This is a genomic window from Bacteroides sp. ET336 (genome assembly GCF_024733815.1).
Taxonomy (GTDB): domain Bacteria; phylum Bacteroidota; class Bacteroidia; order Bacteroidales; family Bacteroidaceae; genus Phocaeicola; species Phocaeicola cellulolyticus.
In genome coordinates this window covers 20,252-44,731 of sequence record NZ_JANRHK010000009.1, presented here as the reverse complement: position 1 = coordinate 44,731, position 24,480 = coordinate 20,252, and the positions used below count along the sequence as shown (strand labels likewise).

General features: G+C 41.6%; 21 protein-coding genes and 4 tRNA genes. 10 read left to right on the top strand and 15 right to left on the bottom strand.

Features of this window, described 5'->3' with window-relative positions:
- Window position 1: 1 nt before the first annotated feature.
- Window positions 2–394, bottom strand: coding sequence for an antitoxin HicB (locus tag NW213_RS09735; RefSeq protein ID WP_154043425.1), 393 nt, complete (start codon window positions 392–394; stop codon window positions 2–4).
- A gap of 39 nt (window positions 395–433) precedes the next feature.
- A complete protein-coding gene (locus NW213_RS09730) occupies window positions 434–622 on the bottom strand; it encodes a type II toxin-antitoxin system HicA family toxin (RefSeq protein WP_154043426.1) in 189 nt (62 codons plus the stop codon).
- 218 nt (window positions 623–840) lie between these two features.
- On the opposite strand from NW213_RS09730, the gene gpmI reads away from it, so the two are divergent.
- Both gpmI and NW213_RS09720 read left to right on the top strand, forming a co-directional pair.
- A complete protein-coding gene (gpmI, locus tag NW213_RS09725; RefSeq protein WP_204390329.1) occupies window positions 841–2,355 on the top strand; it encodes a 2,3-bisphosphoglycerate-independent phosphoglycerate mutase in 1,515 nt (504 codons plus the stop codon).
- Between the two features lie 77 nt (window positions 2,356–2,432).
- Window positions 2,433–3,014: a DUF3109 family protein gene (locus NW213_RS09720; protein WP_258322638.1), complete on the top strand. Its 582-nt coding sequence runs from the start codon at window positions 2,433–2,435 to the stop codon at window positions 3,012–3,014.
- 90 nt (window positions 3,015–3,104) lie between these two features.
- On the opposite strand, the gene NW213_RS09715 is transcribed toward NW213_RS09720, so the two are convergent.
- The 3 genes from NW213_RS09715 to NW213_RS09705 are packed head-to-tail and all read right to left on the bottom strand — an operon-like array spanning window position 3,105 to window position 8,370.
- On the bottom strand, window positions 3,105–4,820 hold the full coding sequence (locus tag NW213_RS09715; protein WP_258322637.1) for an outer membrane beta-barrel protein: 1,716 nt from the start codon (window positions 4,818–4,820) through the stop codon (window positions 3,105–3,107).
- A 5-nt stretch (window positions 4,821–4,825) separates the two neighbouring features.
- A complete protein-coding gene (locus NW213_RS09710; protein WP_258322636.1) occupies window positions 4,826–7,834 on the bottom strand; it encodes a tetratricopeptide repeat protein in 3,009 nt (1,002 codons plus the stop codon).
- 11 nt (window positions 7,835–7,845) lie between these two features.
- On the bottom strand, window positions 7,846–8,370 hold the full coding sequence (locus tag NW213_RS09705; RefSeq protein ID WP_154043433.1) for an NUDIX domain-containing protein: 525 nt from the start codon (window positions 8,368–8,370) through the stop codon (window positions 7,846–7,848).
- A gap of 273 nt (window positions 8,371–8,643) precedes the next feature.
- Here NW213_RS09705 and NW213_RS09700 point away from each other — a divergent pair, with 273 nt between their 5' ends.
- From NW213_RS09700 to cysK, 3 genes are all read left to right on the top strand, one after another.
- On the top strand, window positions 8,644–9,108 hold the full coding sequence (locus tag NW213_RS09700) for an Lrp/AsnC family transcriptional regulator (protein ID WP_154043434.1): 465 nt from the start codon (window positions 8,644–8,646) through the stop codon (window positions 9,106–9,108).
- The gene (locus NW213_RS09695; protein ID WP_204401687.1) at window positions 9,108–9,443 is read left to right on the top strand and encodes a DUF4491 family protein; all 336 of its coding nucleotides are present in this window, start codon (window positions 9,108–9,110) and stop codon (window positions 9,441–9,443) included. The genes NW213_RS09700 and NW213_RS09695 overlap by 1 nt, the downstream gene beginning before the upstream one ends.
- Before the next feature lie 82 nt (window positions 9,444–9,525).
- Window positions 9,526–10,458: a cysteine synthase A gene (gene cysK, locus NW213_RS09690; protein ID WP_258322635.1), complete on the top strand. Its 933-nt coding sequence runs from the start codon at window positions 9,526–9,528 to the stop codon at window positions 10,456–10,458.
- 40 nt (window positions 10,459–10,498) lie between these two features.
- Here the strand turns inward: cysK and NW213_RS09685 are convergent, their stop codons facing one another.
- The 6 genes from NW213_RS09685 to NW213_RS09660 form a co-directional block, all read right to left on the bottom strand.
- On the bottom strand, window positions 10,499–10,804 hold the full coding sequence (locus NW213_RS09685; protein ID WP_258322634.1) for a nucleotidyltransferase domain-containing protein: 306 nt from the start codon (window positions 10,802–10,804) through the stop codon (window positions 10,499–10,501).
- Between the two features lie 27 nt (window positions 10,805–10,831).
- Window positions 10,832–11,260 carry a nucleotidyltransferase substrate binding protein gene (locus tag NW213_RS09680; RefSeq protein ID WP_258322633.1) on the bottom strand — a complete coding sequence of 143 codons (429 nt, stop codon included), beginning with the start codon at window positions 11,258–11,260 and terminating at the stop codon, window positions 10,832–10,834.
- Window positions 11,261–11,417: 157 nt separating this feature from the next.
- Window positions 11,418–11,492 (bottom strand) — tRNA-Val (locus NW213_RS09675).
- A gap of 36 nt (window positions 11,493–11,528) precedes the next feature.
- Window positions 11,529–11,603, bottom strand: a tRNA-Val gene (locus NW213_RS09670).
- A 35-nt stretch (window positions 11,604–11,638) separates the two neighbouring features.
- Window positions 11,639–11,713, bottom strand: a tRNA-Val gene (locus tag NW213_RS09665).
- Between the two features lie 33 nt (window positions 11,714–11,746).
- A tRNA-Val gene (locus tag NW213_RS09660) sits at window positions 11,747–11,821 on the bottom strand.
- 458 nt (window positions 11,822–12,279) lie between these two features.
- Between NW213_RS09660 and NW213_RS09655 the strand changes: the two genes are divergently transcribed.
- Entirely contained in the window at window positions 12,280–13,248 is a 969-nt protein-coding gene (locus NW213_RS09655) for a calcium/sodium antiporter (RefSeq protein ID WP_258322632.1), read from the top strand.
- An 81-nt stretch (window positions 13,249–13,329) separates the two neighbouring features.
- On the opposite strand, the gene trpS is transcribed toward NW213_RS09655, so the two are convergent.
- Together trpS and NW213_RS09645 are read right to left on the bottom strand one after the other, a co-directional pair.
- Window positions 13,330–14,421 carry a tryptophan--tRNA ligase gene (gene trpS / locus NW213_RS09650; protein ID WP_258322631.1) on the bottom strand — a complete coding sequence of 364 codons (1,092 nt, stop codon included), beginning with the start codon at window positions 14,419–14,421 and terminating at the stop codon, window positions 13,330–13,332.
- Between the two features lie 80 nt (window positions 14,422–14,501).
- Window positions 14,502–15,140, bottom strand: a complete 639-nt coding sequence (locus tag NW213_RS09645) for a lipoprotein signal peptidase (protein WP_258322630.1) — start codon at window positions 15,138–15,140, stop codon at window positions 14,502–14,504.
- A 321-nt stretch (window positions 15,141–15,461) separates the two neighbouring features.
- On the opposite strand from NW213_RS09645, the gene NW213_RS09640 reads away from it, so the two are divergent.
- From NW213_RS09640 to carB, 4 genes are all read left to right on the top strand, one after another.
- On the top strand, window positions 15,462–16,202 hold the full coding sequence (locus tag NW213_RS09640; RefSeq protein ID WP_235327255.1) for a (Fe-S)-binding protein: 741 nt from the start codon (window positions 15,462–15,464) through the stop codon (window positions 16,200–16,202).
- Window positions 16,199–17,566, top strand: coding sequence for a lactate utilization protein B (locus NW213_RS09635; RefSeq protein WP_258322629.1), 1,368 nt, complete (start codon window positions 16,199–16,201; stop codon window positions 17,564–17,566). The genes NW213_RS09640 and NW213_RS09635 overlap by 4 nt, the downstream gene beginning before the upstream one ends.
- Window positions 17,567–17,568: 2 nt before the next feature.
- Window positions 17,569–18,183 carry an LUD domain-containing protein gene (locus NW213_RS09630; RefSeq protein ID WP_258322628.1) on the top strand — a complete coding sequence of 205 codons (615 nt, stop codon included), beginning with the start codon at window positions 17,569–17,571 and terminating at the stop codon, window positions 18,181–18,183.
- Between the two features lie 257 nt (window positions 18,184–18,440).
- Window positions 18,441–21,665: a carbamoyl-phosphate synthase (glutamine-hydrolyzing) large subunit gene (carB, locus tag NW213_RS09625; protein WP_258322627.1), complete on the top strand. Its 3,225-nt coding sequence runs from the start codon at window positions 18,441–18,443 to the stop codon at window positions 21,663–21,665.
- A gap of 167 nt (window positions 21,666–21,832) precedes the next feature.
- On the opposite strand, the gene NW213_RS09620 is transcribed toward carB, so the two are convergent.
- On the bottom strand, window positions 21,833–22,132 hold the full coding sequence (locus NW213_RS09620; RefSeq protein WP_154043443.1) for a heavy-metal-associated domain-containing protein: 300 nt from the start codon (window positions 22,130–22,132) through the stop codon (window positions 21,833–21,835).
- 125 nt (window positions 22,133–22,257) lie between these two features.
- Entirely contained in the window at window positions 22,258–24,477 is a 2,220-nt protein-coding gene (locus NW213_RS09615; protein WP_258322626.1) for a TonB-dependent siderophore receptor, read from the bottom strand.
- Window positions 24,478–24,480: the final 3 nt, after the last annotated feature.

Below are 24,480 nucleotides of genomic sequence, written 5' to 3'. Positions count from 1 at the left end.
ATTACAACAGATTTATGGCAGCCAATTCCTCAGTCAGTGCGTTAATACCTTTCTGAATCTTCTCCAACTGCTGCTTGCGAGGTTTATGCACTCCGGCCGCATAATGCCACAACTGGCGTTCATTGATGCCGGTTATCCGACTCAATGCGGCCTTAGTGAAAATACTACTGTAGTAGTTGATAAATGTAGAAGCATCTATTTTAAATTTTAAGGAAAATTCCCCTTTGAGAATTTCGCAAGGATTCGGATTGTCCTCCAAATATAAGTCTATAGCTTCTTTCATGTTATCTTCAATCTCCCTTATGTTATTACCAACCGTAATAACAGGAGCACCTTCGATATAAGCACTAAGATTGTTGCCGGCATGTTCCACAATAACTTCAACTGTTCTCATTTTGACCACCATTTTATAGTTAAACAAAAGAGGCTGGGGCTATTTTAGCCCCGCTTGCCTCAAAATGCTGTAATAAGTGCCTTTTTCAACGCCTTTCTTTCCATGATTCGGAACGACTACCGTTATTCCGTCTTTTTCAAACTTCATGTGGCTGCCCTTCTGGCTTTTTAGAACGAAGCCGTTGTCAAGCAACATAGTTACAACCTCCTTAACTGACTTGTAACTCATAGCGTTTTTGACTTTATTACTTTGCAAATATAGTAAATCCACGAATAATTCACAAACAATATATTCTCATTTTTACTATAATTGAAAGTATATTCTAAATTATCCATTATAAGCTCTATATTAAAAATACTCAAAACATTCGCTCAAAAAGCAGATATTTTGTACTTTTGCAGCCGGAAAACAAATTGGATTTCAAACTTCTAAAACATATTACAATTATGGCAAAGAAAGCACTTTTAATGATCCTCGACGGATGGGGCTGCGGCGACCATCAAAAAGACGATGTAATCTTTAACACTCCTACTCCTTACTGGGACAGCCTGTTGGCTAACTACCCTCACTCACAATTGCAGGCAAGCGGTGAAAACGTAGGTCTTCCTGACGGACAGATGGGTAACTCAGAAGTTGGTCACCTCAACATCGGTGCAGGACGCATCGTTTATCAGGATTTGGTAAAAATCAACCGTGCTTGTGCCGACGGAAGCATCATGAAGAACCCTGAAGTTGTTTCTGCCTTCACATACGCTAAGGAAAACGGTAAGAACATACACTTCATGGGTCTTACTTCAAACGGTGGCGTTCACTCTTCACTAGACCACTTGTTCCGCCTTTGCGACATCGCTAAAGAATACGGAATCGAAAATACTTTCATCCACTGCTTCATGGACGGTCGTGACACAGACCCTAAGAGCGGTAAAGGATTTATTGAAGAACTTACTGCACACTGCGCTAAATCAGCAGGTAAAATTGCTTCTATCGTAGGTCGTTTCTATGCAATGGACCGCGACAAACGTTGGGAACGTGTGAAAGAAGCTTACGACTTGCTCGTTAACGGTACAGGCAAGAAAGCTACAGACATGGTTCAGGCTATGCAGGAATCATACGATGAAGGTGTTACTGACGAATTCATCAAACCTATCTCTAACGCTAACTTCGACGGTACTATCAAAGAAGGCGACGTAGTTATCTTCTTCAACTACCGTAACGACCGTGCAAAAGAGCTTACTATCGTTCTTACTCAGCAGGATATGCCTGAAGCTGGTATGAAGACTATTCCAGGACTTCAGTACTACTGTATGACTCCATACGATGCTTCATTCAAGGGTGTACACATCCTCTTCCCTAAGGAAAACGTACAGAACACTCTTGGCGAATACCTCGCTGCAAACGGAAAGACTCAGCTTCACATCGCTGAAACAGAAAAGTATGCACACGTTACATTCTTCTTCAACGGTGGACGTGAAACTCCGTACGACAACGAAGACCGTATCCTGGTTCCTTCTCCAAAGGTTGCTACTTACGACCTGAAGCCTGAAATGAGCGCTTACGAAGTTAAGGACAAACTGGTAGAAGCTATCAACACTCAGAAATACGACTTCATCGTTGTTAACTATGCTAACGGTGACATGGTAGGCCACACTGGTATCTACGAAGCTATCGAAAAGGCTGTTGTTGCTATCGACAACTGCGTGAAAGATACAGTAGAAGCTGCTAAGGCTAACGACTACGAAGTAATCATCATCGCTGACCACGGAAATGCTGACCACGCATTGAACGAAGACGGAACTCCTAACACTGCTCACTCACTTAACCCGGTTCCATTTGTTTACGTAACAGCAAACAAGGACGCTAAGGTTGAAAATGGTGTATTGGCAGACGTTGCTCCTTCTATCCTTCACATCATGGGTATGGCTCAGCCAGCTGATATGACAGGAAAAGACCTAATTAAATAATTATTATCAGAATATTAAATATAAAGGGGTGGATGCACAAACATCCACCTTTTTTTTAATCATAAATCAATAATAACGTGGTTCAGATAGACGATGTAGTAGTAAGCCTCGACGTATTCCGCGAGAAATTCCTTTGCAATCTTGATGCCTGCAAGGGAGAATGCTGTATAGAAGGTGATGCCGGCGCACCTGTAGAACTTGAAGAGGTAGAAAAACTTGAGGAAGTACTTCCTGTGATATGGGACGACCTTTCGCCTGAAGCACGTGCGGTTATAGACAAACAGGGAGTAGTTTATACAGACCAGGACGGTGATCTGGTGACTTCCATCGTAAACGGCAAAGATTGTGTTTTCACATATTACGACGAGAAAGGCTACTGTTATTGCGCAATAGAAAAAGCCTATCGCGAAGGCAAATGTAATTTCTACAAACCGATATCTTGTCATCTGTATCCTATCAGAATAGGCGATTACGGCCCTTTCAAGGCTGTAAACTATCACAGATGGGACGTATGTAAGGCTGCGGTTCTGCTTGGAAAGAAAGAAAATCTGCCGGTCTATAAATTTCTGAAAGAACCTTTGATAAGGAAGTTCGGTCAGGCATGGTATGATGAATTGGAGAATGTGGCAGAGGAACTGAAGAAACAGAAGTTGATATAATATTATTCATAAAACATTTATCCCCTGTTTAGAAGTACTTTGTAAATACTATCCAAACAGGGGATAAACATATAATGTAATCTATTATCTTCAGAAATTCAGACTCACTCCCGCCATTACATTAAATCCCTGAACAGGATATCCGCTTTCCGTCACATAATTCTTATTCAAGATATTGTTCAGCTTCAGGAATACATTCACCCTGTCGTTGAACAGATATTCCGCGCCTAAATTCAGTTCATTCACAGCATCAGCCTTTATGCTCAATGTCTTTTTACGCCCCTCGTAAGTATATTCTAGCATTGCATGGAAGCCATTGAATACCTTGGCACGGGCATTAAATCCGATACTGTAAAGCGGTTTCAACCATAACAGATGTTCCATTTCATTCTGAACATTCCAACTGTAGAAATTACCGTTAAAACCAAAGTCCAACATATCTCTGAAAGAATAATCAACAGAAAGACCAGCATATGCCACACGCGCCTTTGCCTGTGCTATTCCATTATAAATACCTCCTCCATCTGCATAAGGCATAGAGAAAAGTTCATTTCTCGTCTCACGATATCCTCCATATATTCCTAAGCCGAAACCTGCAACCGGCGATGCCTTCAGACCGAGTTTTGCATCATACGGAGTGTATGAAGTATTAAGCTGTATTGGCTGAACCCAGAACGGAGAGAAACCGTTTATTGTTCCGAAATCATTCAGACGTGTATTACCCGTAACATGAACATAAAGCACATAATTGTCGGCAAATGTATAATCAAACTTTACATCTGGCGAAAGTTTCAGTCCACCATCGTTCGAAATCTGGAAATCAACATTCACTCCGGCAGTAAAAGATACAGATTCTGTACTTACCGAATAATAAGGACGAAGCTTTATCAGTGAATAGTTGCTGAACGACTTGTCATAGAACACATTGTCCATACCCAATAATACACCTACATCCTGTCTGTCATCAATCCCAGCTGAAATATATCCTTGAGTATGTACTACACTCTCCGACATGCTTCCCGGAATATATATGCCATGTTTGCGGTTGAACATCTTATATCCCGTCTGTAAGCCGAATTCTACCGGAAGAGCATCTTTCACAGAAGATACACCTACATATCCACCACCTGACATGAACAACTGATGTCCGAACGAAGGTGCATCAGTTTTCTCTTCAGTCTGTGATGTTGACGCTGACAACTGTACATCAGGCATATAACTGAATACCTGCGATGCAAAATTACCGCCTACGTACATGCTCACCTTATCGAAATCGTGAGTATATTTAAGTGAAGCACCTGTACGGAAGAAACGATGCTTCCACTCCTTATCGTAATTGAGAGTCGGTATATCCGTCACCGGATCAAAATCATATCCTGCATCAATATTACCTGAATAGCCATGGAATGTAGCCATTACATCCAAGACATCCCTGTCGGTGATATTCCACAAATATGAGCCTTTAAAATCAGTATTGTTTCTGTTTCCGTAAGCCAGACGCACGTAACCTCTTCTGGCCTTATCCTCTGTAACCTCCCTGTTCATAACATCCATGTGATAAACAGGAAACTTGTTCAACTGATGCACTGACGATGCATAGTTGATCTGTGTTTTCGCCACAGCCGGTTCTTCTATCTTTGGCAATACATTCACCTTGAATGCATCCATCACCTCAGGATTATACTGGTTCTCTACCACCACCGTACGGTTTACGGTAGAGTCATTCTTCTGTTGCTGTTGTGCCGCCACATTAGTCAGTGTGACAAGTCCGGCACATATCAAAATCTGTTTTCTATATTTCTTCATTGTCGTTACTGGTTAAGTTTAGCCAATCTGGTTTCTATCATTTCCGCTATGTCATCTTCTGCCTGATAGTTCTGCTGCAGAGACAACAGATACTGTTTTGCATCCAGTTTGCGTCCGAGTTTCACATACACATCACTCAACAGCACAAAACTTCTTGCAAGCCAGTAGGCGTGCGGTGTACTTACCTCGATATATTGCAGTATTTCCTTCTCGGCTGCCTCGGTCTTTCCTTCATCGAAGTAAATTTGTGCCACCAGATATTTGGCTTCGGCACCATATACATTTCTAGTATCTCCTGCAAGGGCTTTCAGGTCAGCAAGAGCTTCATTGCTCTGTCCGTTCTTGATGAATGCCTTTGCTCTATAGTATCTTGCCTCGTTTTCCAGTTCAGGTGCAAGCTTGCTGTGAGCCATCATAGCCGATGCGGCACTGATAGTTTCGTTTGTATCTCCAGCCATATATGCGCTGCGCAAAGCACCGGTCTGTGCCTGAAGACGTTCTTCCTGGTTTCCGGCACGGTCAGCCAAGCGTTTATAAAGTTCCAATGAACGGCTATACTCTTTACCATTGTAAGCCATCTGCGCGCACAGAGTCATAGCCTCTGTAGAGAATTTGCTGTCAGGATATTCCAGAACCTTGTTCAGATGTGATGTAGCTCCAGAGTAATCCTTTTCGTTATATGCTATGATACCTAGATAATATGATGCATTCACACTGAAGGCTCCCTGCGGGAACGACTGCAAATAAGACGTAAAGCTACTCTTGGCCTCAGCAATGTTTCCACGCATATACGCACGTTCGGCAGCTGTATATGTCAGTGAATCACGTTCGTTTACGTCAAAGTTTGCGCCACCCGGCAGAGATGAAGCATACGACATATATTCGTCCACCTTATTAATATCTATATATACAGATTTCAAGTCACGCTGAGCCATTCTAGCCTCTTCACTTCCAGGATAATCTGCAATAACCTTCTTATATGCGGCAATAGCTTCATTGAATTTGTCATTCTGATAATAAAGCAGAGCTATCTCGCTTGCCGCCTTGCGTGCCAGCTGGCTTTCAGGCCATTTTTCAACAAGGATCTTATATCGTCCTATAGCATTGTCTGCCTGTTCCATCTGTACAAAAGCACGTCCCTGTTCGTACAGCGCATCATCAATGTATTGTGATGAAGGATATTTTGACAGAAGGATATTTAGTGTTTCTATCTTTCCGGTATAGTCGCGCTGCAAACCTTTCACGAAAGCCTCCTGGAACAGAGAGTAGTCACCGTATGAAGGTTCGATAGATACAGCCTTGGCATACTGTGCACGTGCCTCATCAAAACGGCGTGCATAGAAATAGCAGTCGCCGGCACGATTGCAGGCATCCCCCCTAACAGAAGCATCTATGGCAGCATCCGTATCTGCACATCTCACGAACCATGTCAGAGCCTTATCGTAATTCTTCTGTTTGAACGATGTATATCCCATGTTATAAAGAGCAAGACCATACTCCATACTCTTCTTGTCTGTGGCAAATTCCATATACTGTCTATAGTCGGCAGCCGCCTGTGCAAACCTGTCAAGACGGTATTTTGCCTCACCACGCCAGAAATATGAGTCAGCTTTGGTCTGTGCATTATATCTGCCAAGCTGAAGCGACTGAGAGAAATAGTCTATGGCATTCTCGAACGAAGCCTGGGCAAAAGCCTGTGTACCAAGACGGAACAGCAGTTTCTGTTTTGCTTCCAATATTCGCGTTCCAGGCTGGCTGATTTTAGCAATGGAGTTCAAGGCAGCCATATAACTGCGAGTGTTCATATACACCTCGATAAGATAATCATTCACCTTATCGGTATATTGCGAATGTGGAAATTCATTAAGGAAACGTTCGAACACCGTAACAGACTCTGCAAACGGAGAATACGACGTTTCATGAATACACAGGGCATAGTTATATAGAGCCTGCTCCTTTATCTGCATATTACGGTTGGATGCAGCCGCCTGTTCGAAAGCCATTCGCGCCTGGTTACGTTCTTTCAGGTTCAGATACGCAAGTCCCATGTGCAGATAAGCATTCTGCGACATGTCATCATCCGCACCTGTCACTCTTCCCAGATTTTCTGCAGCTTCAGAATAAACTTGAGTATTGAAATAACTCATACCCAGCTTATACAGAGCATTACGCTGCGGATTAGAAGCCTCGTTACAATAAGGAGAAAGATAATTCACAGCAGCTGTATAATCCCTCTGCGAGTAAGCAGCCTCACCCGCTATTCTCTTCATTTCAAGCGATTTTTCATTTCCGGGATAGTCATTAAGATATTTCAGAGCCATATTCCTTGCTGCAGCATAATCACCAGTGATAAGGCTGATGTCTGCCATATAATATGGAGCAAGTTCCGCATAGTTCTTATTGTCCTTTACAGAAGAAAAGCCTTTCATTGCAGAATCGTATCTTCCTGCCGAATAGTCTATATAAGCCAGGCTGTATGTGGCGTCGTCCGAATATTTCGTGCTGGCCTCTTTCAATACCGTGAGCCATGCAGTAGCTTCCTCTGTATTTCCTATCTCAAGATAAGACTGCGCCAGACGATAGACATTATCGTCTCTTTCTTCATTTCCCAAGGCATCGAAATCACAACCTCTGTAACATGCAATGGCTTTCAGGTATTCCTTATCGAAGAAATACGAAGATGCGATAAGAGCCTGTACCCTATTCTTGTATCTTGACTCAGGATGATTTTCCAGATATGTCTCAAGTTTCTTGATGCGGTCCGGCAAGCGCAACTCGTATGCAGTACATGCCAGCATATACTCGGCCTCATCCACAAACTCCGCACAGTTACCCGAATCCATATAACGCATCAATGTCTGTCGGGCAGCAGCATAATCATGACGCATAAACAGTTGTTTTCCATCGTTGAACAGCCTGCTCTGACCTGTCAACGGTTCAGTCTGCTGCGCACCTGCCACAATAGGCATAGTCATCAACAGACCGGCTATAAATGCGTTTCCTTTATTCTTCATAAATATATAAGTTATCTATTGTATTCATTTATAAAACGTTCCACTCCCTTGCGTACAGAATCCAGTCCGAAGTCCTGAGGATTTATCTTGTCCAAAGGCATCCAGAAAGTCTCTGCCACGTCGTCCATAGCTTCCAGAACAGAGTCATTCTCTACCCTGCATAGGAAAAACATATCCATGGTGTGTACAAGAAAACCTGAATAAAGATATGTATTCGGATATGAGAACAGATACTCTGCCTTCACCACATCAAGCCCTGTCTCTTCCTTCACTTCACGCGCAACTCCTTCTTCCGCCGTCTCAAACATATCAATAAATCCTCCGGACAGGTCAAGAGTCCCTTTGGCAGGATCTTTCGCACGTCGGCACACCAAAAGTTCATTTTTGGAATTAAGGATGAAAGCTACAGTTGCCGCACTGGAGTTGAAATAATACACAAAGCCACAGTCGGCACATTTCTTCGATTTGAAATTGTGTTCCTCAAAATGCGGAGAACCGCATACAGGACAATATTTGAACAGATGTAAAGGGTGCATAATAACACAAGTTTAGTTACAGTGGCAAAGTTAACAGAAATAATGATAATATGTTACATTTCTGACATAAAGAACAATTTAGAATAAAGTTGTGTTTATATCATTTAGTCAGTTTATGAAAGTTTTGCAAAACAAAACTATAAAAAATATTGTTATATAACAGATATAATGCTCTTTTTATTTAAAAAATGATGATTTTCTGAATAAAATATCGAAATAATAAAAAAGTTTTTCTACATTTGCTTACAAAATGACATAACAAAACATACAATTATGGAAAAAATTGATAAATTAGACAAACAAATTCTGGAAATTATCTCTCAGAACGCGCGTATTCCTTTCAAAGACGTAGCAGCTGAATGTGGAGTATCACGTGCAGCAATTCATCAGCGCGTACAACGCCTGATCGATCTGGGCGTAATTATCGGTTCAGGATACAATGTCAACCCTAAGAGCTTAGGCTACATGACATGTACATACGTTGGTATCAAGCTGGAAAAAGGCTCAATGTATAAAAGCGTTGTGGCAGAACTGAACAAGATTCCTGAAATCGTGGAATGTCACTTCACTACAGGTCCTTACACAATGCTTACAAAGCTATATTCTAAAGACAACGAGCATCTGATGGATTTATTGAACTCACGTATTCAGGAAATTCCTGGTGTTACTGCCACTGAAACACTGATTTCATTGGAACAGAGCATAAAGAAAGAAATCCCTATTCATCTGGATAAATAATGGAAATCATAACCGAACTTAACGCGGGAGGCATTATAATCGGCCTGTGTACATTCCTTATAATAGGACTTTTCCACCCCATAGTGGTAAAAGCGGAATATTATTGGGGTACAAAGTGCTGGTGGATTTTTCTACTTCTTGGAATATTAGGTATAGCAGGTTCTGTTATAACCGACAACATCCTTGTTTCCACACTTCTTGGTGTATTTTCTTTCTCATCTTTTTGGACGATAAAGGAACTTTTCGAACAAAGGGAAAGAGTCATTAAAGGATGGTTCCCCATGAATCCTAAAAGGAAGGATGAATACAGGAAATACTCCGATAATAAAAGATAAACATTTATGAGATAAAAGAGTTCATGGATTTCTTTGCTGAAACACATGAACTCTTTTTTTATCCAATAAAAACCGAAAAATCATGCAAAACATAAAGAACAATCTGACAGAACTAATAGGAAACACTCCGATGCTTAGACTCAACAATATAGAGACTGCTCATAATTCGGTAGCAACAGTTATAGCCAAGCTTGAAATGTTCAATCCCGGAGGAAGCGCAAAAGACAGGATTGCACTCAACATGATAAACGATGCCGAGAAAAAAGGCATACTCAAACCAGGAGCAACAATAATAGAACCTACAAGCGGCAACACAGGTGTAGGGTTGGCATGGATTGCCGGACTCAAAGGATACAAGCTGATACTGACAATGCCGGAGACCATGAGTCGCGAACGTCAGCTCCTGCTGAAAGCATACGGTGCTGAACTTGTACTGACAACAGGGAGCAAAGGAATGAGCGGAGCAATAGAAAAAGCGAAGGAACTGAATTCGGAAATATCCGGCTCAGTAATATTGCAGCAATTCTGCAACCCTGCCAACCCTGAAGCGCATTATAATACTACAGCCGAAGAAATATGGAGAGACACTGAAGGCAAAATAGACGTATTCGTGGCCGGAGTTGGCACAGGAGGAACAATAAGCGGAACAGGCTGTAAGCTGAAAGAAAAAAATCCGGCGATAGAACTGGTAGCCGTAGAACCTGACTCATCAGCCGTTATATCAGGAGACAAACCCGGACCACACAAGCTACAAGGTATTGGGGCAGGATTTATTCCCGACACACTAAATACAAAAATCTTAGACCGAGTAATTAGAGTTACTAACGAAGATGCGATGTCCACAGCACGCGAACTGGCAACCAAAGAGGGAATATTATGCGGAATATCATCAGGAGCGGCAGCATACGCAGCCATCAAACTGTCGCAAGAGCCGGAATATAAAGGAAAGAATATAGTGGTATTATTGCCTGACACAGGCGAGAGATACCTCTCGACAGAACTTTTCGACAGATAAAGAAAAAGCCCCGCTAATGCGAGGCTTTTCTTGTATAGTATCAACTCTCTTTCTTATAAAAAATCTTTCCCACACGGTTTATATGCTCACCTATAGGAGTATCCATATTCTTATTATAATCAACCACATCAACCTTATAGAGCAATCCCAAATCCTCTATCTGAATATTTATATCCATCAGTTGATTAAATGTGAGATCATGTCCTATAGCCGCCAAATCAATATCAGACCCTTCCGAATAAGAGCCTTTGGCTCTGGAACCAAAAATAAGCACCTCTTCAATATTCGGAAAACGCTGAAAGACACTGCATATATCCGCTACAACCGTATCACTTAAACCGTACATAATGTATTTATCAATTTAGTTTATCAGTTAAACCAACCCCAAGCGGAGTTTCTCCTGTTCGAGTTTATCATCCAACTGTTTCAGCAGATGAGAATATTCATCATATATCTTGCGTACAATCTCAATGGCATCTCCCTCATTATAAGTATGCGAAGTGGTTATCCGTGCCTTAGCCATTCTGCGCCAACCATCATGGTTTGAAATCATACCATCCTCAAACGCCATCTGAAGTGTACCATTCGGACCTTGTACAAACTCGTAGCCCTTATACCTCATCAAATCCTGAAGAGTCTTCCAGGCAAGTTCGAAAGTATACTCAAAACGCTGTATCAACCCTTCCATTTCCAGTTCAGACAAATCATCCGCCCTCTTTTCAGATTCTGTTATATCCAGAATACGCTTATTCGCACGATGATAGCTATCATATCTTTGTAACCAACGTATATCCTGTTCCATATTTATATCAATAGTCATATATTTATAAAATGAAATACGAGTAACACAAAGATAACGATTTATTATAAATCGTCAAAATACTATACTAAAGAAATATAAATGAATGGAATTAGCTTTTTAGGACTAAACTTAATTAAAGAAAGAATATCTTCTGAAGTGGGCGTTGACGGATTCGAACCGCCGACCCTCTGCTTGTAAGGCAGATGCTCTGAACCAGCTGAGCTAAACGCCCGAAAGGAGAATATTTGATCAAATTATTTCTTTGAAGTGGGCGTTGACGGATTCGAACCGCCGACCCTCTGCTTGTAAGGCAGATGCTCTGAACCAGCTGAGCTAAACGCCCGAAAGGGGGAAATTTGATCAATTATTTTTTAGGAGTGGGCGTTGACGGATTCGAACCGCCGACCCTCTGCTTGTAAGGCAGATGCTCTGAACCAGCTGAGCTAAACGCCCCTAAAACAAATTGATAAAGAGATTTAATAGGAGTGGGCGTTGACGGATTCGAACCGCCGACCCTCTGCTTGTAAGGCAGATGCTCTGAACCAGCTGAGCTAAACGCCCGAAAAGGTCTCTTTGTCAATTGCGATGCAAAGGTATTACTTTTTTTTTAACCGACAATACATTTCCCGTTTTTTTTCTCAAAAAAACCTGTTTTTATTCTTTTTCGTACGTAATCATCATGCAGAAAGACCTTACATGTTTATCTCCACACGGCCGTGTGGAGTACTCGACACGAACGTGAGGAGAACTCCGCACGAGCGTGTGGAGATCTTGACACGAGCGTGTGGAGACAGACCAGTTTTGTATTTCTGAAAACTGAAACACCTCATTCATTTCAGTAACTCAAAAAGACATTTCAGAAAGTTAAAATCTTATCATACAGTCAGCGCATCCCCCGAGTTTGAAGGTTCAATACAGATAAGCCGTGAGAAAGTTCCTGCAATAAAAATGTGGTTGGCTGAGGGAATATAATATTAAACTATATCTTTGCAACCGGAAAAAACAATAAACTAAAAGTTATGATTTGGAATATCTTTATATTGGTTGCAGGTCTGGCACTGATATTGGCAGGAGCCAACGCACTGACAGACGGAGCCGCATCGGTGGCTAAACGGTTTAAAATATCCGACCTCGTAATCGGTCTTACTATCGTGGCATTCGGTACATCAGCCCCTGAGCTGGTAATAAGCCTCCTGTCTTCAATACAGGGTAGCGCGGAAATGGCGATAGGTAATGTGGTGGGTAGCAATATCTTCAACATACTTATGATTATAGGCTGTACGGCTATGGTACTCCCGATACAGGTGGGACAAGGCACAATGAGCAAGGAGACACCTCTGGTTATTCTTTCTTCGTTTGTACTTGCCTTCATGGCCAATGATATCTGGCTTGACGGTGGAAGCAGCAATGTGATAGGCCGTGCCGACGGACTTGTACTCTTAGCTTTCTTCCTTATATTCATGCGCTACACATTCTCAATAGCCCGCAATCAGGAGGGAGAATCTGAAGAACAGAAAATAGCAGAAATGCCTGTATGGCGTTCTTCAGTCTATATCCTTGGCGGACTGGCAGGACTGATTTTCGGAGGACAATGGTTTGTGGAAGGTGCCAGCGGTATAGCCTCATCACTTGGAGTGAGCGACTCTATTATAGGTCTGACACTTGTAGCCGGAGGTACATCACTGCCTGAGCTTGCCACTTCGGTGACAGCCGCTCTGAAGAAAAATCCGGGAATAGCTATAGGAAACGTGATAGGAAGCAACCTGTTCAATCTGTTCTTCGTACTGGGATGCAGTGCTTCGGTATCGCCACTGCCTATGGGAAATATCAACAACATTGATATTCTGGTACTTGTATTGTCGTCCGTACTGTTCTGGTTGGTAGGCTGGTTCTTCAAAAAACGCACTATTACAAGAATCGAGGGTGCCTTACTTGTGATTTGTTATATAGCTTACACAACATATCTTATTATGCAGCAACAGGCATAACAGACATATATAAAGAAAACGTCCGGAGAGATAAACACAATTATCATCCGGACGTTTTTCTTTATATATTAGTTCAAAAAATTATTCAGCAAAACGCTTAGCCTGTTCAGCAATCAGTTCTACGTCATCAAAATAATTGATTTTCATTGCCTTGCGAACCTCATCCATGGTCTGTGCAGCTGTTTCGCGTGCCACTTCGCAACCTTTCTTCAACATTTCGTAAACAGCAGGGATATCTTTCTCGAACTCGCTGCGGCGTTCACGGATAGGTCCGAGTTCTTCCTGCATGATGGCTGCAAGGAACTTCTTCACCTTCATGTCACCAAGACCGCCACGTGTGTAGTGAGCTTTCAATTCGTCAAGATTCGGATAGTCAGGCAAGTAACGTCCGAAGTGTTCAGGACGGCAGAATGCGTCAAGATATGTAAACACACAGTTGCCTTCCAGTTTTCCCGGGTCGCTCACCTTGATGTGTGTAGGGTCGGTGTACATGCTCTTTACCTTCTTTTCCACTTCATCGGCAGAATCTGACAGATAGATACAGTTTCCAAGCGATTTACTCATCTTAGCCTTTCCGTCTGTTCCAGGAAGACGAAGACATGCTGCATTGTCAGGAAGAAGGATTTCAGGTTCTACCAGTGTCTCGCCGTAAATATGGTTGAAACGGCGGACGATTTCACGAGTCTGTTCTATCATAGGTTCCTGGTCTTCACCCACAGGCACTGTAGTAGCCTTGAAAGCAGTGATATCAGCCGCCTGGCTGATAGGATATGTAAAGAAGCCTACCGGGATACTTGTCTCGAAGTTACGCATTTGGATTTCAGTCTTCACTGTCGGGTTACGCTGAAGGCGTGACACAGTAACAAGGTCCATGAAATAGAAACTCAACTCGCAAAGTTCCGGGATCTGTGACTGAATGAAAATGGTAGATTTGTTCGGGTCAAGACCTACTGCAAGATAGTCAAGAGCCACTTCGATAACATTTTGACGAACTTTTTCAGGATTGTCTATATTGTCAGTCAAAGCCTGTCCATCGGCTTCAAAAACGAATATCTTATCAAATTTTCCAGAGTTCTGGAGTTCCACACGACGACGCAGAGAACCCACATAATGACCTATATGAAGCTTACCGGTTGGACGGTCGCCGGTCAGTATAATTTTTTCTTTTGCCATATATTAATTTATTTATAATTCCGATTTGCCGCAAAAATACAAAATAAAGAAGTATTTTGCACTAAACATTTAAACTTTAATTACTTGGATGTATTATTCTTACCGAATAACGAAAAACTCTCACCGAAAGTTTTTGAATAGAAAATCAGCAATGCTATAGTGCCACAACTTATTGCCGCATCTGCAAGATTAAACACAGGTGCAAAGAAAATAAAGTGATTTCCACCTACAACAGGCATCCATGCCGGCCAGTCAAATTCGAATAACGGGAAATAAAACATATCCACTACCCTACCATAAAGCCAATCCGCATAACCTTCTCCGGCAGGAACGAAAGTAGCGACACTGGAATAAGTACTTTCACTGAAAATTGCTCCGTAGAATATACTGTCGATTACATTTCCTATGGCTCCGGCAAAAATCAGGGAGATACAGGTTATATAACCGTTCTTGTATTTCGCCTTCACAAGCTTCATTATATACCACAATATAAACCCTGAAAATATCAGTCGCATAATTGTCTGAACAGCCTTAGGCATAACCTGCATACCGAATGCCATACCGTTATTTTCGATGAATGTAAGATAGAACCAGTCTGTTATACGAACACTTTCTCCATAATGGAAATTGGTCTTTATTATTATCTTAATGAGTTGGTCAAGAATTATAGTAACAAGTATCACGGCTATTGCCAATATTGATTTTGATTTATTGTTCATATAAATGTCTGATTAATTTAATTTCTGTTTCATTGAAGTGTGAATTACAGTAAGCCCGTAACTGTTTGCAAAGATAGTTATTCGAATGAAGAAACCTATTATATTTATCATAATTCATGATACGATATTTACCTCATAAATTTCTACTGAATAATGATGACTAAGATTTTAGCCACATTAAAGAAATTCCATCAATCTGTTAACAGAGTTATGTCACTATCGTGTAAACAATAAAGGTTTATTACTTTTTTATTTTTATTTTCTTGTTTATTCGATAATAACACATACCTTTGTTTATACAGAAACAAAATAGACAAAAAGATGAAAGTAGGATTATTTATTCCCTGTTATATCAATGCTGTTTATCCCGAAGTTGGAGTCGCTTCATATAAGCTTCTTAAAAGCTTGGGGGTAGATGTTGACTATCCGTTAGACCAGACCTGCTGCGGACAGCCTATGGCGAATGCAGGGTTCGAAAACGAATCGAAGGAATTAGCCAAGCGATTCGATAGATTATTTGAAAGCTATGATTATATAGTCGGTCCTTCTGCCAGTTGTGTAGTATTTGTGCGCGATCATTATGGCAATCTGCTGGAAGGAGAAAAACATCGTTGTGCCAGCGAAGGCAAGATATACGATATCTGCGAGTTTATTCACGATGTAGTAAAACCGTCTTCCCTTCAGGCTTCATTCCCTCATAAAGTAAGTATTCAGAACAGTTGTCATGGAGTGCGTCTGATGAAACTTTCTTCTCCAAGCGAATTGAACATACCTTATTATAATAAATTGCGCGATTTGCTGTCGTTGGTGAAGGATATCACGATTGTAGAGCCGGAACGTCCTGACGAGTGTTGTGGTTTTGGCGGTATGTTTGCCGTAGAAGAGCACGATGTATCAGGGCAAATGGGGCGTGATAAAGTAAAACGTCACATGGCTACGGGAGCCGAATATATTGTAGGAGCTGATGGCTCTTGTCTGATGCATCAGAACGGTATTATCTCCCGTGAGAAACTTCCTATAAAGACAATTCATATTGTTCAAATATTAGCTGCAGGACTATGAGTACGAAACATTCAAAAGCTGCCGGAAAGTTTTTGGAGAATAAAGAACTGGCAGCATGGCACGATGAAACATTGTGGATGGTTCGTGCCAAGCGTGATAAAGTGAGTAAAGAAGTTCCCGAATGGGAACATCTGCGTGATATGGCATCTGCTATAAAGATGTATAGCAACAGTCATTTGGAGAAGTTACTGTTGGAATTTGAAAAAAATGCCTTGGCCAACGGTGCCCATGTCTATTGGGCGAAAGATGCCGATGAGTATTGTTCCATTGTCTATAATATATTGAAAGGACATCAGGTGAAGCATTTTATCAAAAGCAAATCAATGCTTGCTGAGGAATGTGGACTGAATGAATTTCTGGAGAAGAAAGGTATAGATGTAGTTGAAAGCGATTTGGGAGAACGTATTCTTCAGCTTATGCACCAGCGTCCCAGTCATATTGTAATGCCCGCCATCCATATAAAGAAAGAAGAGATAGGAGAGTTATTTGTACGTGAGATGGGGACAGAACCTGGGAATAATGATCAGACTTATCTTACCCATGCTGCACGTAAAAACCTGCGCCGTAAGTTTATCGAAGCCGAAGCAGCTATGACAGGTGCAAATTTTGCTGTTGCTTCAACCGGAGAATGCGTCGTTTGTACAAACGAAGGTAATGCCGATATGGGAACATCGCAGCCCAAACTTCAGATAACAGCGTTCGGTATGGAGAAAATTGTACCGGACCGTGATGCACTGGGAGTATTTACCCGTCTGCTTGCCCGTTCTGGTACCGGACAGCCTATCACAACCTATACATCTCATTATCGTAAACCTCGCAAGGGAGGAGAGTTGCATATCATCATTGTAGATAATGGCCGAAGCCGTATTTTGGCCGATCAGGAACATGTCAAAACATTGAACTGTCTTCGCTGTGGAGCATGTATGAATACATGTCCTGTATATCGCCGTTCGGGAGGTTACTCATACACTTACTTTATCCCCGGTCCTATAGGTATCAATCTGGGCATGCTGAAAGCACCTCTTCATTACTATGATAACGTATCGGCATGTTCTTTGTGCTATTCATGTCAGAACGTGTGTCCTGCAAAGGTAGATCTGGCAGATCAGATTTATCACTGGAGACAGCAACTACATACACTAGGGGTAGCCAACTCTTCCAAGAAACTGATGTCAGGTGGTATGAAATTCCTTATGTCGCGTCCGGCATTATTCAATTTCGCTTTAAAAAATGCTCCGATTGTAAACTCATTGCCTCGAGGCATGATATACAACGACTTGAATGATTGGGGTAAAGAACGTGAAATACCAGAATTTGCCAAAGAGAGTTTCAACGAAATGTGGAAAAAGAATAAAGTGAAATAAGTATGAGTAGCAGAGAAGACATATTGCAAAGCATACGCCGCAATACCAGAGTGCGTTATGAAAAGCCAGACTTATCCGGTTTGGAGCATGAAGCTCTTACGTACGAAGATAAACTTTCGAAGTTTTGTGAGATTCTAAAACAGGTAGGCGGACAGGCTGTAATACTGAAAGATAAGGAAAATGTCAATGACGTGATAAAGGCTGCATATCCTGAAGCCAAACGCATTGCTTCAACAATAAAGAAAATAAAGACAGGAAATACAATACAGTCTATTACTTGCAGCACTTTTCATCCGGACGATGTAGAGAAATCGGGAGACCTGGATGGTACTGATGTGGCAATTGTAGAAGGACATATAGGAGTCTGTGAGAATGGAGCTGTATGGTTGACACAAGATGTGGAACAACGTGCCGTATATTTTATATCCGAAGCGCTTGTAATTATACTCGACAGGAACAATCTGGTAAATAACATGCACGAGGCTTATAAGCAAATCGATACAGGCGAATATGGCTATGGCGTATTTATCTCAGGGCCTTCAAAAACAGCTGATATCGAACAAGCGCTTGTTATGGGAGCACACGGAGCCCGCAGCGTTACGGTAATTCTGATTTGAAAATTCTTTAAAACCTGAATAAAAGCTTGCCCTTACACATAGAGCAAGCTTTTTTTATTGGTATGTCCGGCACATATATTAGCCAGTCAAACCTTTAAAATCCAATTTCAGCGAAATATTGTTCATTCAACTGATGGATGAATTGTTTAAAGGCTGACAAATACTTTGTTTTCTTCGAAATAATTGTTTTCTTTGCATATATTGTAAAACACATTGAATTGAAAAACATAAACAACCTTAAATAAAAACAACATCTTATGAAACAGAAATTTAAAAAAGTACTTGTCCTTGGTTCAGGAGCACTGAAAATAGGTCAGGCTGGTGAGTTTGACTATTCAGGTTCACAAGCCCTCAAAGCCCTGCGCGAGGAAGGAATCAAGTCTGTTCTTATCAACCCAAACATCGCTACAATCCAGACATCCGAAGGTATAGCCGACAGAGTATATTTCCTGCCTGTAAATACACACTTCGTTACTGAAATTATAAAGAAAGAAAGACCTGACGGTATTCTTCTTGCCTTCGGCGGTCAGACTGCATTGAACTGTGGTACTGAACTTTATCAGCAGGGTATTCTCAAGGAATATGGAGTTGAAGTTCTGGGTACATCTGTAGAAGCTATCATGTACACTGAGGACCGTGACCTCTTCGTAAAGAAACTGAACGAAATTCAGATGAAAACTCCTGTCAGCCAGGCGGTAGAGAACATGAAAGATGCTCTGGAAGCTGCACGCAGAATAGGTTATCCGGTAATGATCCGTTCGGCATACGCACTTGGAGGTTTGGGTAGCGGCATATGCCCTAACGAAGAAAAATTTATCGAACTGGCAGAAAGTGCATTCACATTCTCTCCTCAGATTTTGGTGGAAGAATCTTTGAAAGGATGGAAAGAAATTGAATTTGAGGTTATCCGCGATGCAAACGACCACTGCTTCACTGTTGCCAGCATGGAGAACTTCGACCCTCTGGGTATCCATACCGGTGAGTCTATCGTTGTTGCTCCTACTTGTTCACTCACAGAAGAACAGGTTACAATGCTTCAGGATCTGTCAAAGAAATGTATCCGTCACCTTGGTATAGTAGGTGAATGTAATATCCAGTACGCTTTCAATGCTGAGACAAACGACTATCGTGTAATCGAGGTTAATGCACGTCTGAGCCGTTCTTCTGCTCTGGCTTCAAAAGCTACAGGTTATCCTCTTGCTTTCGTAGCAGCCAAGATCGGTTTGGGATATACTCTCGACGAAATCGGTGAAATGGGTACTCCTAACTCTGCTTACAAGGCTCCGGAACTTGACTATCTGATTTGTAAGATTCCTCGCTGGGACTTGACTAAGTTTGCAGGTGTTTCAAGACGTATCGGTTCAAGCATGAAATCTGTAGGCGAAATCATGTCTATAGGACGTACTTTCGAAGAAATCATCCAGAAAGGTCTCCGTATGATTGGTCAGGGTATGCACGGTTTCGTAGGTAATGACCACACTAAGTTCGAAAATCTTGATGACGAACTTGCCAACCCGACAGACTTACGTATCTTCGCCATTGCACAGGCTTTGGAAGAAGGCTATAGCATAGAGCGTATATTCGACCTTACTAAAATAGATCCTTGGTTTATCAGCAAACTGAAAAATATTGTTGATTACAAGGCAAAACTCCAGACATATAACTCATTGGAAGAAGTTCCTGCCGACGTATTGCGCCAGGCTAAGGTTCTTGGTTTCTCAGACTTCCAGATAGCACGCTTCGTTCTTAAACCTACAAGCGGAAATATGGAAAAAGAAAATCTGGCTGTACGCGAATACCGTAAGAAGCTTGGTATCCTTCCGGCTGTTAAACGTATCAATACGGTTGCTTCAGAACATCCTGAACTGACGAACTATCTGTATATGACATATGCTGTGGAAGGTTACGACGTAAACTATTACAAGAACGAAAAATCAGTAGTGGTTCTCGGTTCGGGTGCATACAGAATCGGTTCTTCTGTAGAGTTTGACTGGTGTTCTGTAAATGCTATCCAGACAGCACGTAAGTTAGGCTACAAGTCTATCATGATTAACTACAACCCTGAAACAGTATCTACAGACTATGACATGTGCGACCGTCTGTACTTCGACGAGCTTTCATTTGAACGTGTTCTCGACGTAATCGACCTTGAACAGCCTCGCGGAGTTATCGTTTCAGTGGGTGGACAGATTCCTAATAACCTGGCAATGAAGCTTTACCGTCAGTCAGTGCCTATCCTCGGAACATCACCAGTATCTATCGACCGTGCAGAAAACAGAAACAAATTCTCTGCAATGCTCGACCAGCTTGGTATCGACCAGCCGGCATGGCAGGAACTTACAAGTCTGGACGATGTGAAATCATTCGTACAGAAGGTAGGCTATCCTGTTCTTGTACGTCCTTCGTACGTATTGAGTGGTGCAGCCATGAACGTATGCTACGATGAAGAAGAACTGACACGATTCCTGCAGATGGCAAGTGAGGTATCTAAGGAATATCCTGTAGTAGTATCTCAGTTCATGCAGGAAACTAAGGAAATAGAGTTCGACGCAGTGGCACAAAACGGAGAGGTTGTGGAATATGCAATCTCTGAACATGTGGAATATGCAGGTGTACACTCAGGTGACGCTACATTGGTATTCCCAGCCCAGCAGATTTATTTCTCAACAGCACGTCTGATAAAGAAAATCAGCCGCTGCATCGCTAAAGAACTTAACATATCAGGTCCTTTCAATATCCAGTTCCTTGCACGCAAAAATGAGGTTAAGGTTATCGAATGTAACCTTCGTGCTTCAAGAAGTTTCCCATTCGTATCAAAAGTTCTGAAGAGAAACTTAATCGAAACAGCTACACGCATCATGCTGGATGCTCCTTATACACAGCCTGACAAATCTGCATTCGACATTGACCGCATTGGTGTCAAGGCTTCTCAGTTCTCATTTGCACGTCTGCAGAATGCCGACCCTGTATTGGGTGTTGACATGTCGTCAACAGGTGAAGTAGGATGTCTTGGAGATGACTTCAACGAAGCTCTGCTCAACGCTATGATTGCTACAGGATATAAGATTCCTAAGAAAGGTATCCTTGTTTCTTCAGGAGCTACCAAATCTAAGGTTGACTTGCTCGATGCCAGCCACGCTCTAAGCCAGAAAGGTTACAGCCTATACGCTACAGCCGGTACTGCTGCATTCCTCAACTCACATGGTATCCCTACAACTCCTGTATTCTGGCCGGATGAACGTCCTGATGCAGAAAACAATGTGATAAAGATGATAGCTGAACATAAGTTCGATCTGATTGTGAACATTCCTAAGAACCACACAAAACGCGAGCTTACAAACGGTTACCGTATCCGTCGTGGTGCGATAGACCACAATATTCCTCTTATCACAAATGCGCGTCTTGCAAAGGCATTTATCGAAGCATTCTGCTCTATGGATGAAAAAGATATCCAGATAAAAAGCTGGCAGGAGTATGTATAATGAATATTTTCTAAATCAATAATTTAAATCCCGGATACCGAACTGGTGTTCGGGATTTATTTGTTAAATGAGATATGCAAAATCGCGTATTTTAACAGTATATAGACAAAAAAGTAGAGCACAATATAACTTGTACCCTACTCTCTTCAATATTTTAAAAATCTATCTTACTTTACTTCAACATCGCTGATGACCTTAGCCTCATATTTGAATTTTGCAAAGCCGTCTTTCAGTTTCTGTATATTTGTTTTATCTGAATCGTAAGTAATAGTAACTGTACGTGTCTTAAGATCTGTTTCCATCTTCTTGACACCTTTCTCGAAAGGTATATTCTTCTTCACTTTGTTTTCACAGTTAACGCATTCCATCTGGTCAACCTTGAATACAATCTTACGAAGTTCTTTAGCAGATACCTGAGCTGCACACATGAAAGCAGCCATAAATGTAAACAATAATACTCGTTTCATGTTAATCAATTAAGAATTAAAAATTAATAATTAAAAACCTTATTCAATTTAGTAATTAACAATTAAAAATTAATAATGGCGTTAAACTAATTATTAACTCTTAATTATTAATTATTAATTCGTCGTTAGTTTCTTGGTAAATTATATCTCACTCCTATATATCCCTTTGCTCCGTGCATAGGTCCCCATATCATTGAAGCATCAAAGTTATCACCCCAAGGATCATCTGCACCGATAATGGCATTCTTCTGCTTGAAGTTTGTAAGGTTCTCGCCACCTATATATACAGACCAGTTTCTGAAGAAACGTGTAACCTGGAAGCTCAACTGTTCGAAGCCTTTGTATCTTTCATTCCATGATAATGTACCGTCGGCAAGAGTTTCCGGTGTCGGCATACGTCCACCACCGTTCAACTGCAACGTTCCGTCAAACTGCCATTTTCCAAGAGGAGTCTTGTAAGATGCAGTCAAGAGACCTTTATACTTTCCGGTAAGTGCTTTTTCGTAAAGTTTTCCGTTTATATCCTGCTTGACATCTGTCATACGCCATGCCGCAGTAAGGTTAAATCCTTCGAAGAACGGATATGTAGCCTCAATCTGGAATACCTGTGAATATGAACGTCCGTCAAGATTGGTAAAAGCTATTGTATGAGCATCTGATTCCATATCCACTACCAGCTGATTCTGGAAATCCGTATAGTAATATTCTGCATTCAGATTAAGTGTCTTACCGAACAAAGGAATATACGACGCTATACTCAAACCATAGTTCCATGCCTGCTCCTGATCCAAATCGTCAGCAATAACTACTTTTCTGCTGCTGGCAAGCATATAACAGTTTTCTGCCAATATATGGTTTGTGCGATACCCCTTTCCTGCAGAAGCACGGAAATTGATATATTCATTAGGAGCGTAGCGTACATTTGCACGCGGAGTAACAAAGAATCCGTACAAACTGCTGTAATCACCTCTAAGACCGGCCATAACAGTCAGTTTATCACTTGGCATATATGTATATTGTGCATAGACACCACTCACAGTCTCTTTGTCAAGTTCCGGAGTCAGACCTAGATTTACATCATTCACAAGACGGTATTCCTGATCATAACGGTCATAGTTCAAGCTAAGACCTGTTGACAAAGAATGCTGGGAAGTAAATTCTGTCTCGAACAAAAGTGATGCGTATGCATTCTGCTGATCTACGTTATAGAGTTTACGTCCATACACAGCATCCATATTATGAATGGTACCGGAAGTGATAAGCGCGATATTTGTGTTATGTTCCTTATTGAAGATATAAGCTTGTTTAATAAAAGCCTCATATCTGTCTGTATTCATGTCTATACGATATGGATCGGTATATGTATGTCCGCCATGAGATACCTGTCCGCTGGCACGTTCTTCATTTATAAATTTGATACCTGCCTGGAACACATAGTGTTCGCCCATATAAGCCCATCTGTTGAAAAGATTGTATTGTTCCACCTGTGGGATATCGGCAAATCCGTCACCATCGCTGTCGTGCGCCTTTGTCTCATTCTCATAATGAGCAAAAAGCATTGTACTCCACTTGTCCGACAGTTTAACTGAAGCATCAGCATTTGCCTCATAACGATTTGTAGTACTTGCAAACAGATTTGCAGAGAACCAGTCTGCCTCGGCAGCCTGAGGTTTCTTGAACTCGATATTAATCTGACCTGTAAGGGCCTCGTAACCGTTCTTTACAGAAGATGTACCTTTGCTCACCTGAATACTGCTCATCCACGGTCCCGGAACATATCCCAGTCCGTAAGGCGCAGAAGCACCTCTGAAGTTAGGAATATTTTCAGTAAGCATCTGTACATATGTACCTGACAGTCCAAGAAGTTTTATCTGCTTTGCGCCTGTTGCCGCATCAGAATAATTCACATCAACAGAAGGGTTAGTGACAAAGCTTTCTCCAAGGTTACAGCATGCGGCACGGCACAACTCATCCGAATTAATAAGTTCCGCGTTTGTCACGCTGCTACGTAGTTTCTGGAAACCCATTTTTCTTCCGGTCACGTTTACTTCAGCCAGCTGTACACCTTCATTCAATACTATATCAATATATTCCTGATAAGATGCAATGCTTATGGTATCTGTGTTATAACCGATAAAGCTCACAATAAGCTTGTCAGCATTAGCCGGACGTTCAAGAGTAAACTCACCATTCATATCAGTACTGGCTCCACGCGAAGAATTGAGCCATACAAGGTTTGCTCCGGGTATAGGTTCGCTGTTACTATCTTTCACTGTACCCGTAAGAGTATTTGCCGCCATCATAGGCAAAGCGGTCAAAGACAATAAAATAATCAAGTATTTCATTAA

What these genes read in the sequence shown, in the direction of transcription:
- NW213_RS09640 (WP_235327255.1), top strand. Translation starts at nt 15,462, where the DNA reads ATGAAAGTAGGATTATTTATTCCCTGTTATATCAATGCTGTTTATCCC.
- NW213_RS09710 (WP_258322636.1), bottom strand. Translation starts at nt 7,834, where the DNA reads ATGAAGAATAAAGGAAACGCATTTATAGCCGGTCTGTTGATGACTATG.
- NW213_RS09685 (WP_258322634.1), bottom strand. Translation starts at nt 10,804, where the DNA reads ATGTACGGTTTAAGTGATACGGTTGTAGCGGATATATGCAGTGTCTTT.
- NW213_RS09615 (WP_258322626.1), bottom strand. Translation starts at nt 24,477, where the DNA reads ATGAAATACTTGATTATTTTATTGTCTTTGACCGCTTTGCCTATGATG.
- gpmI (WP_204390329.1), top strand. Translation starts at nt 841, where the DNA reads ATGGCAAAGAAAGCACTTTTAATGATCCTCGACGGATGGGGCTGCGGC.
- NW213_RS09695 (WP_204401687.1), top strand. Translation starts at nt 9,108, where the DNA reads ATGGAAATCATAACCGAACTTAACGCGGGAGGCATTATAATCGGCCTG.
- NW213_RS09620 (WP_154043443.1), bottom strand. Translation starts at nt 22,132, where the DNA reads ATGAAACGAGTATTATTGTTTACATTTATGGCTGCTTTCATGTGTGCA.
- NW213_RS09730 (WP_154043426.1), bottom strand. Translation starts at nt 622, where the DNA reads ATGAGTTACAAGTCAGTTAAGGAGGTTGTAACTATGTTGCTTGACAAC.
- NW213_RS09645 (WP_258322630.1), bottom strand. Translation starts at nt 15,140, where the DNA reads ATGAACAATAAATCAAAATCAATATTGGCAATAGCCGTGATACTTGTT.
- NW213_RS09735 (WP_154043425.1), bottom strand. Translation starts at nt 394, where the DNA reads ATGAGAACAGTTGAAGTTATTGTGGAACATGCCGGCAACAATCTTAGT.
- NW213_RS09630 (WP_258322628.1), top strand. Translation starts at nt 17,569, where the DNA reads ATGAGTAGCAGAGAAGACATATTGCAAAGCATACGCCGCAATACCAGA.
- NW213_RS09635 (WP_258322629.1), top strand. Translation starts at nt 16,199, where the DNA reads ATGAGTACGAAACATTCAAAAGCTGCCGGAAAGTTTTTGGAGAATAAA.
- trpS (WP_258322631.1), bottom strand. Translation starts at nt 14,421, where the DNA reads ATGGCAAAAGAAAAAATTATACTGACCGGCGACCGTCCAACCGGTAAG.
- carB (WP_258322627.1), top strand. Translation starts at nt 18,441, where the DNA reads ATGAAACAGAAATTTAAAAAAGTACTTGTCCTTGGTTCAGGAGCACTG.
- cysK (WP_258322635.1), top strand. Translation starts at nt 9,526, where the DNA reads ATGCAAAACATAAAGAACAATCTGACAGAACTAATAGGAAACACTCCG.
- NW213_RS09705 (WP_154043433.1), bottom strand. Translation starts at nt 8,370, where the DNA reads ATGCACCCTTTACATCTGTTCAAATATTGTCCTGTATGCGGTTCTCCG.
- NW213_RS09715 (WP_258322637.1), bottom strand. Translation starts at nt 4,820, where the DNA reads ATGAAGAAATATAGAAAACAGATTTTGATATGTGCCGGACTTGTCACA.
- NW213_RS09655 (WP_258322632.1), top strand. Translation starts at nt 12,280, where the DNA reads ATGATTTGGAATATCTTTATATTGGTTGCAGGTCTGGCACTGATATTG.
- NW213_RS09700 (WP_154043434.1), top strand. Translation starts at nt 8,644, where the DNA reads ATGGAAAAAATTGATAAATTAGACAAACAAATTCTGGAAATTATCTCT.
- NW213_RS09680 (WP_258322633.1), bottom strand. Translation starts at nt 11,260, where the DNA reads ATGGAACAGGATATACGTTGGTTACAAAGATATGATAGCTATCATCGT.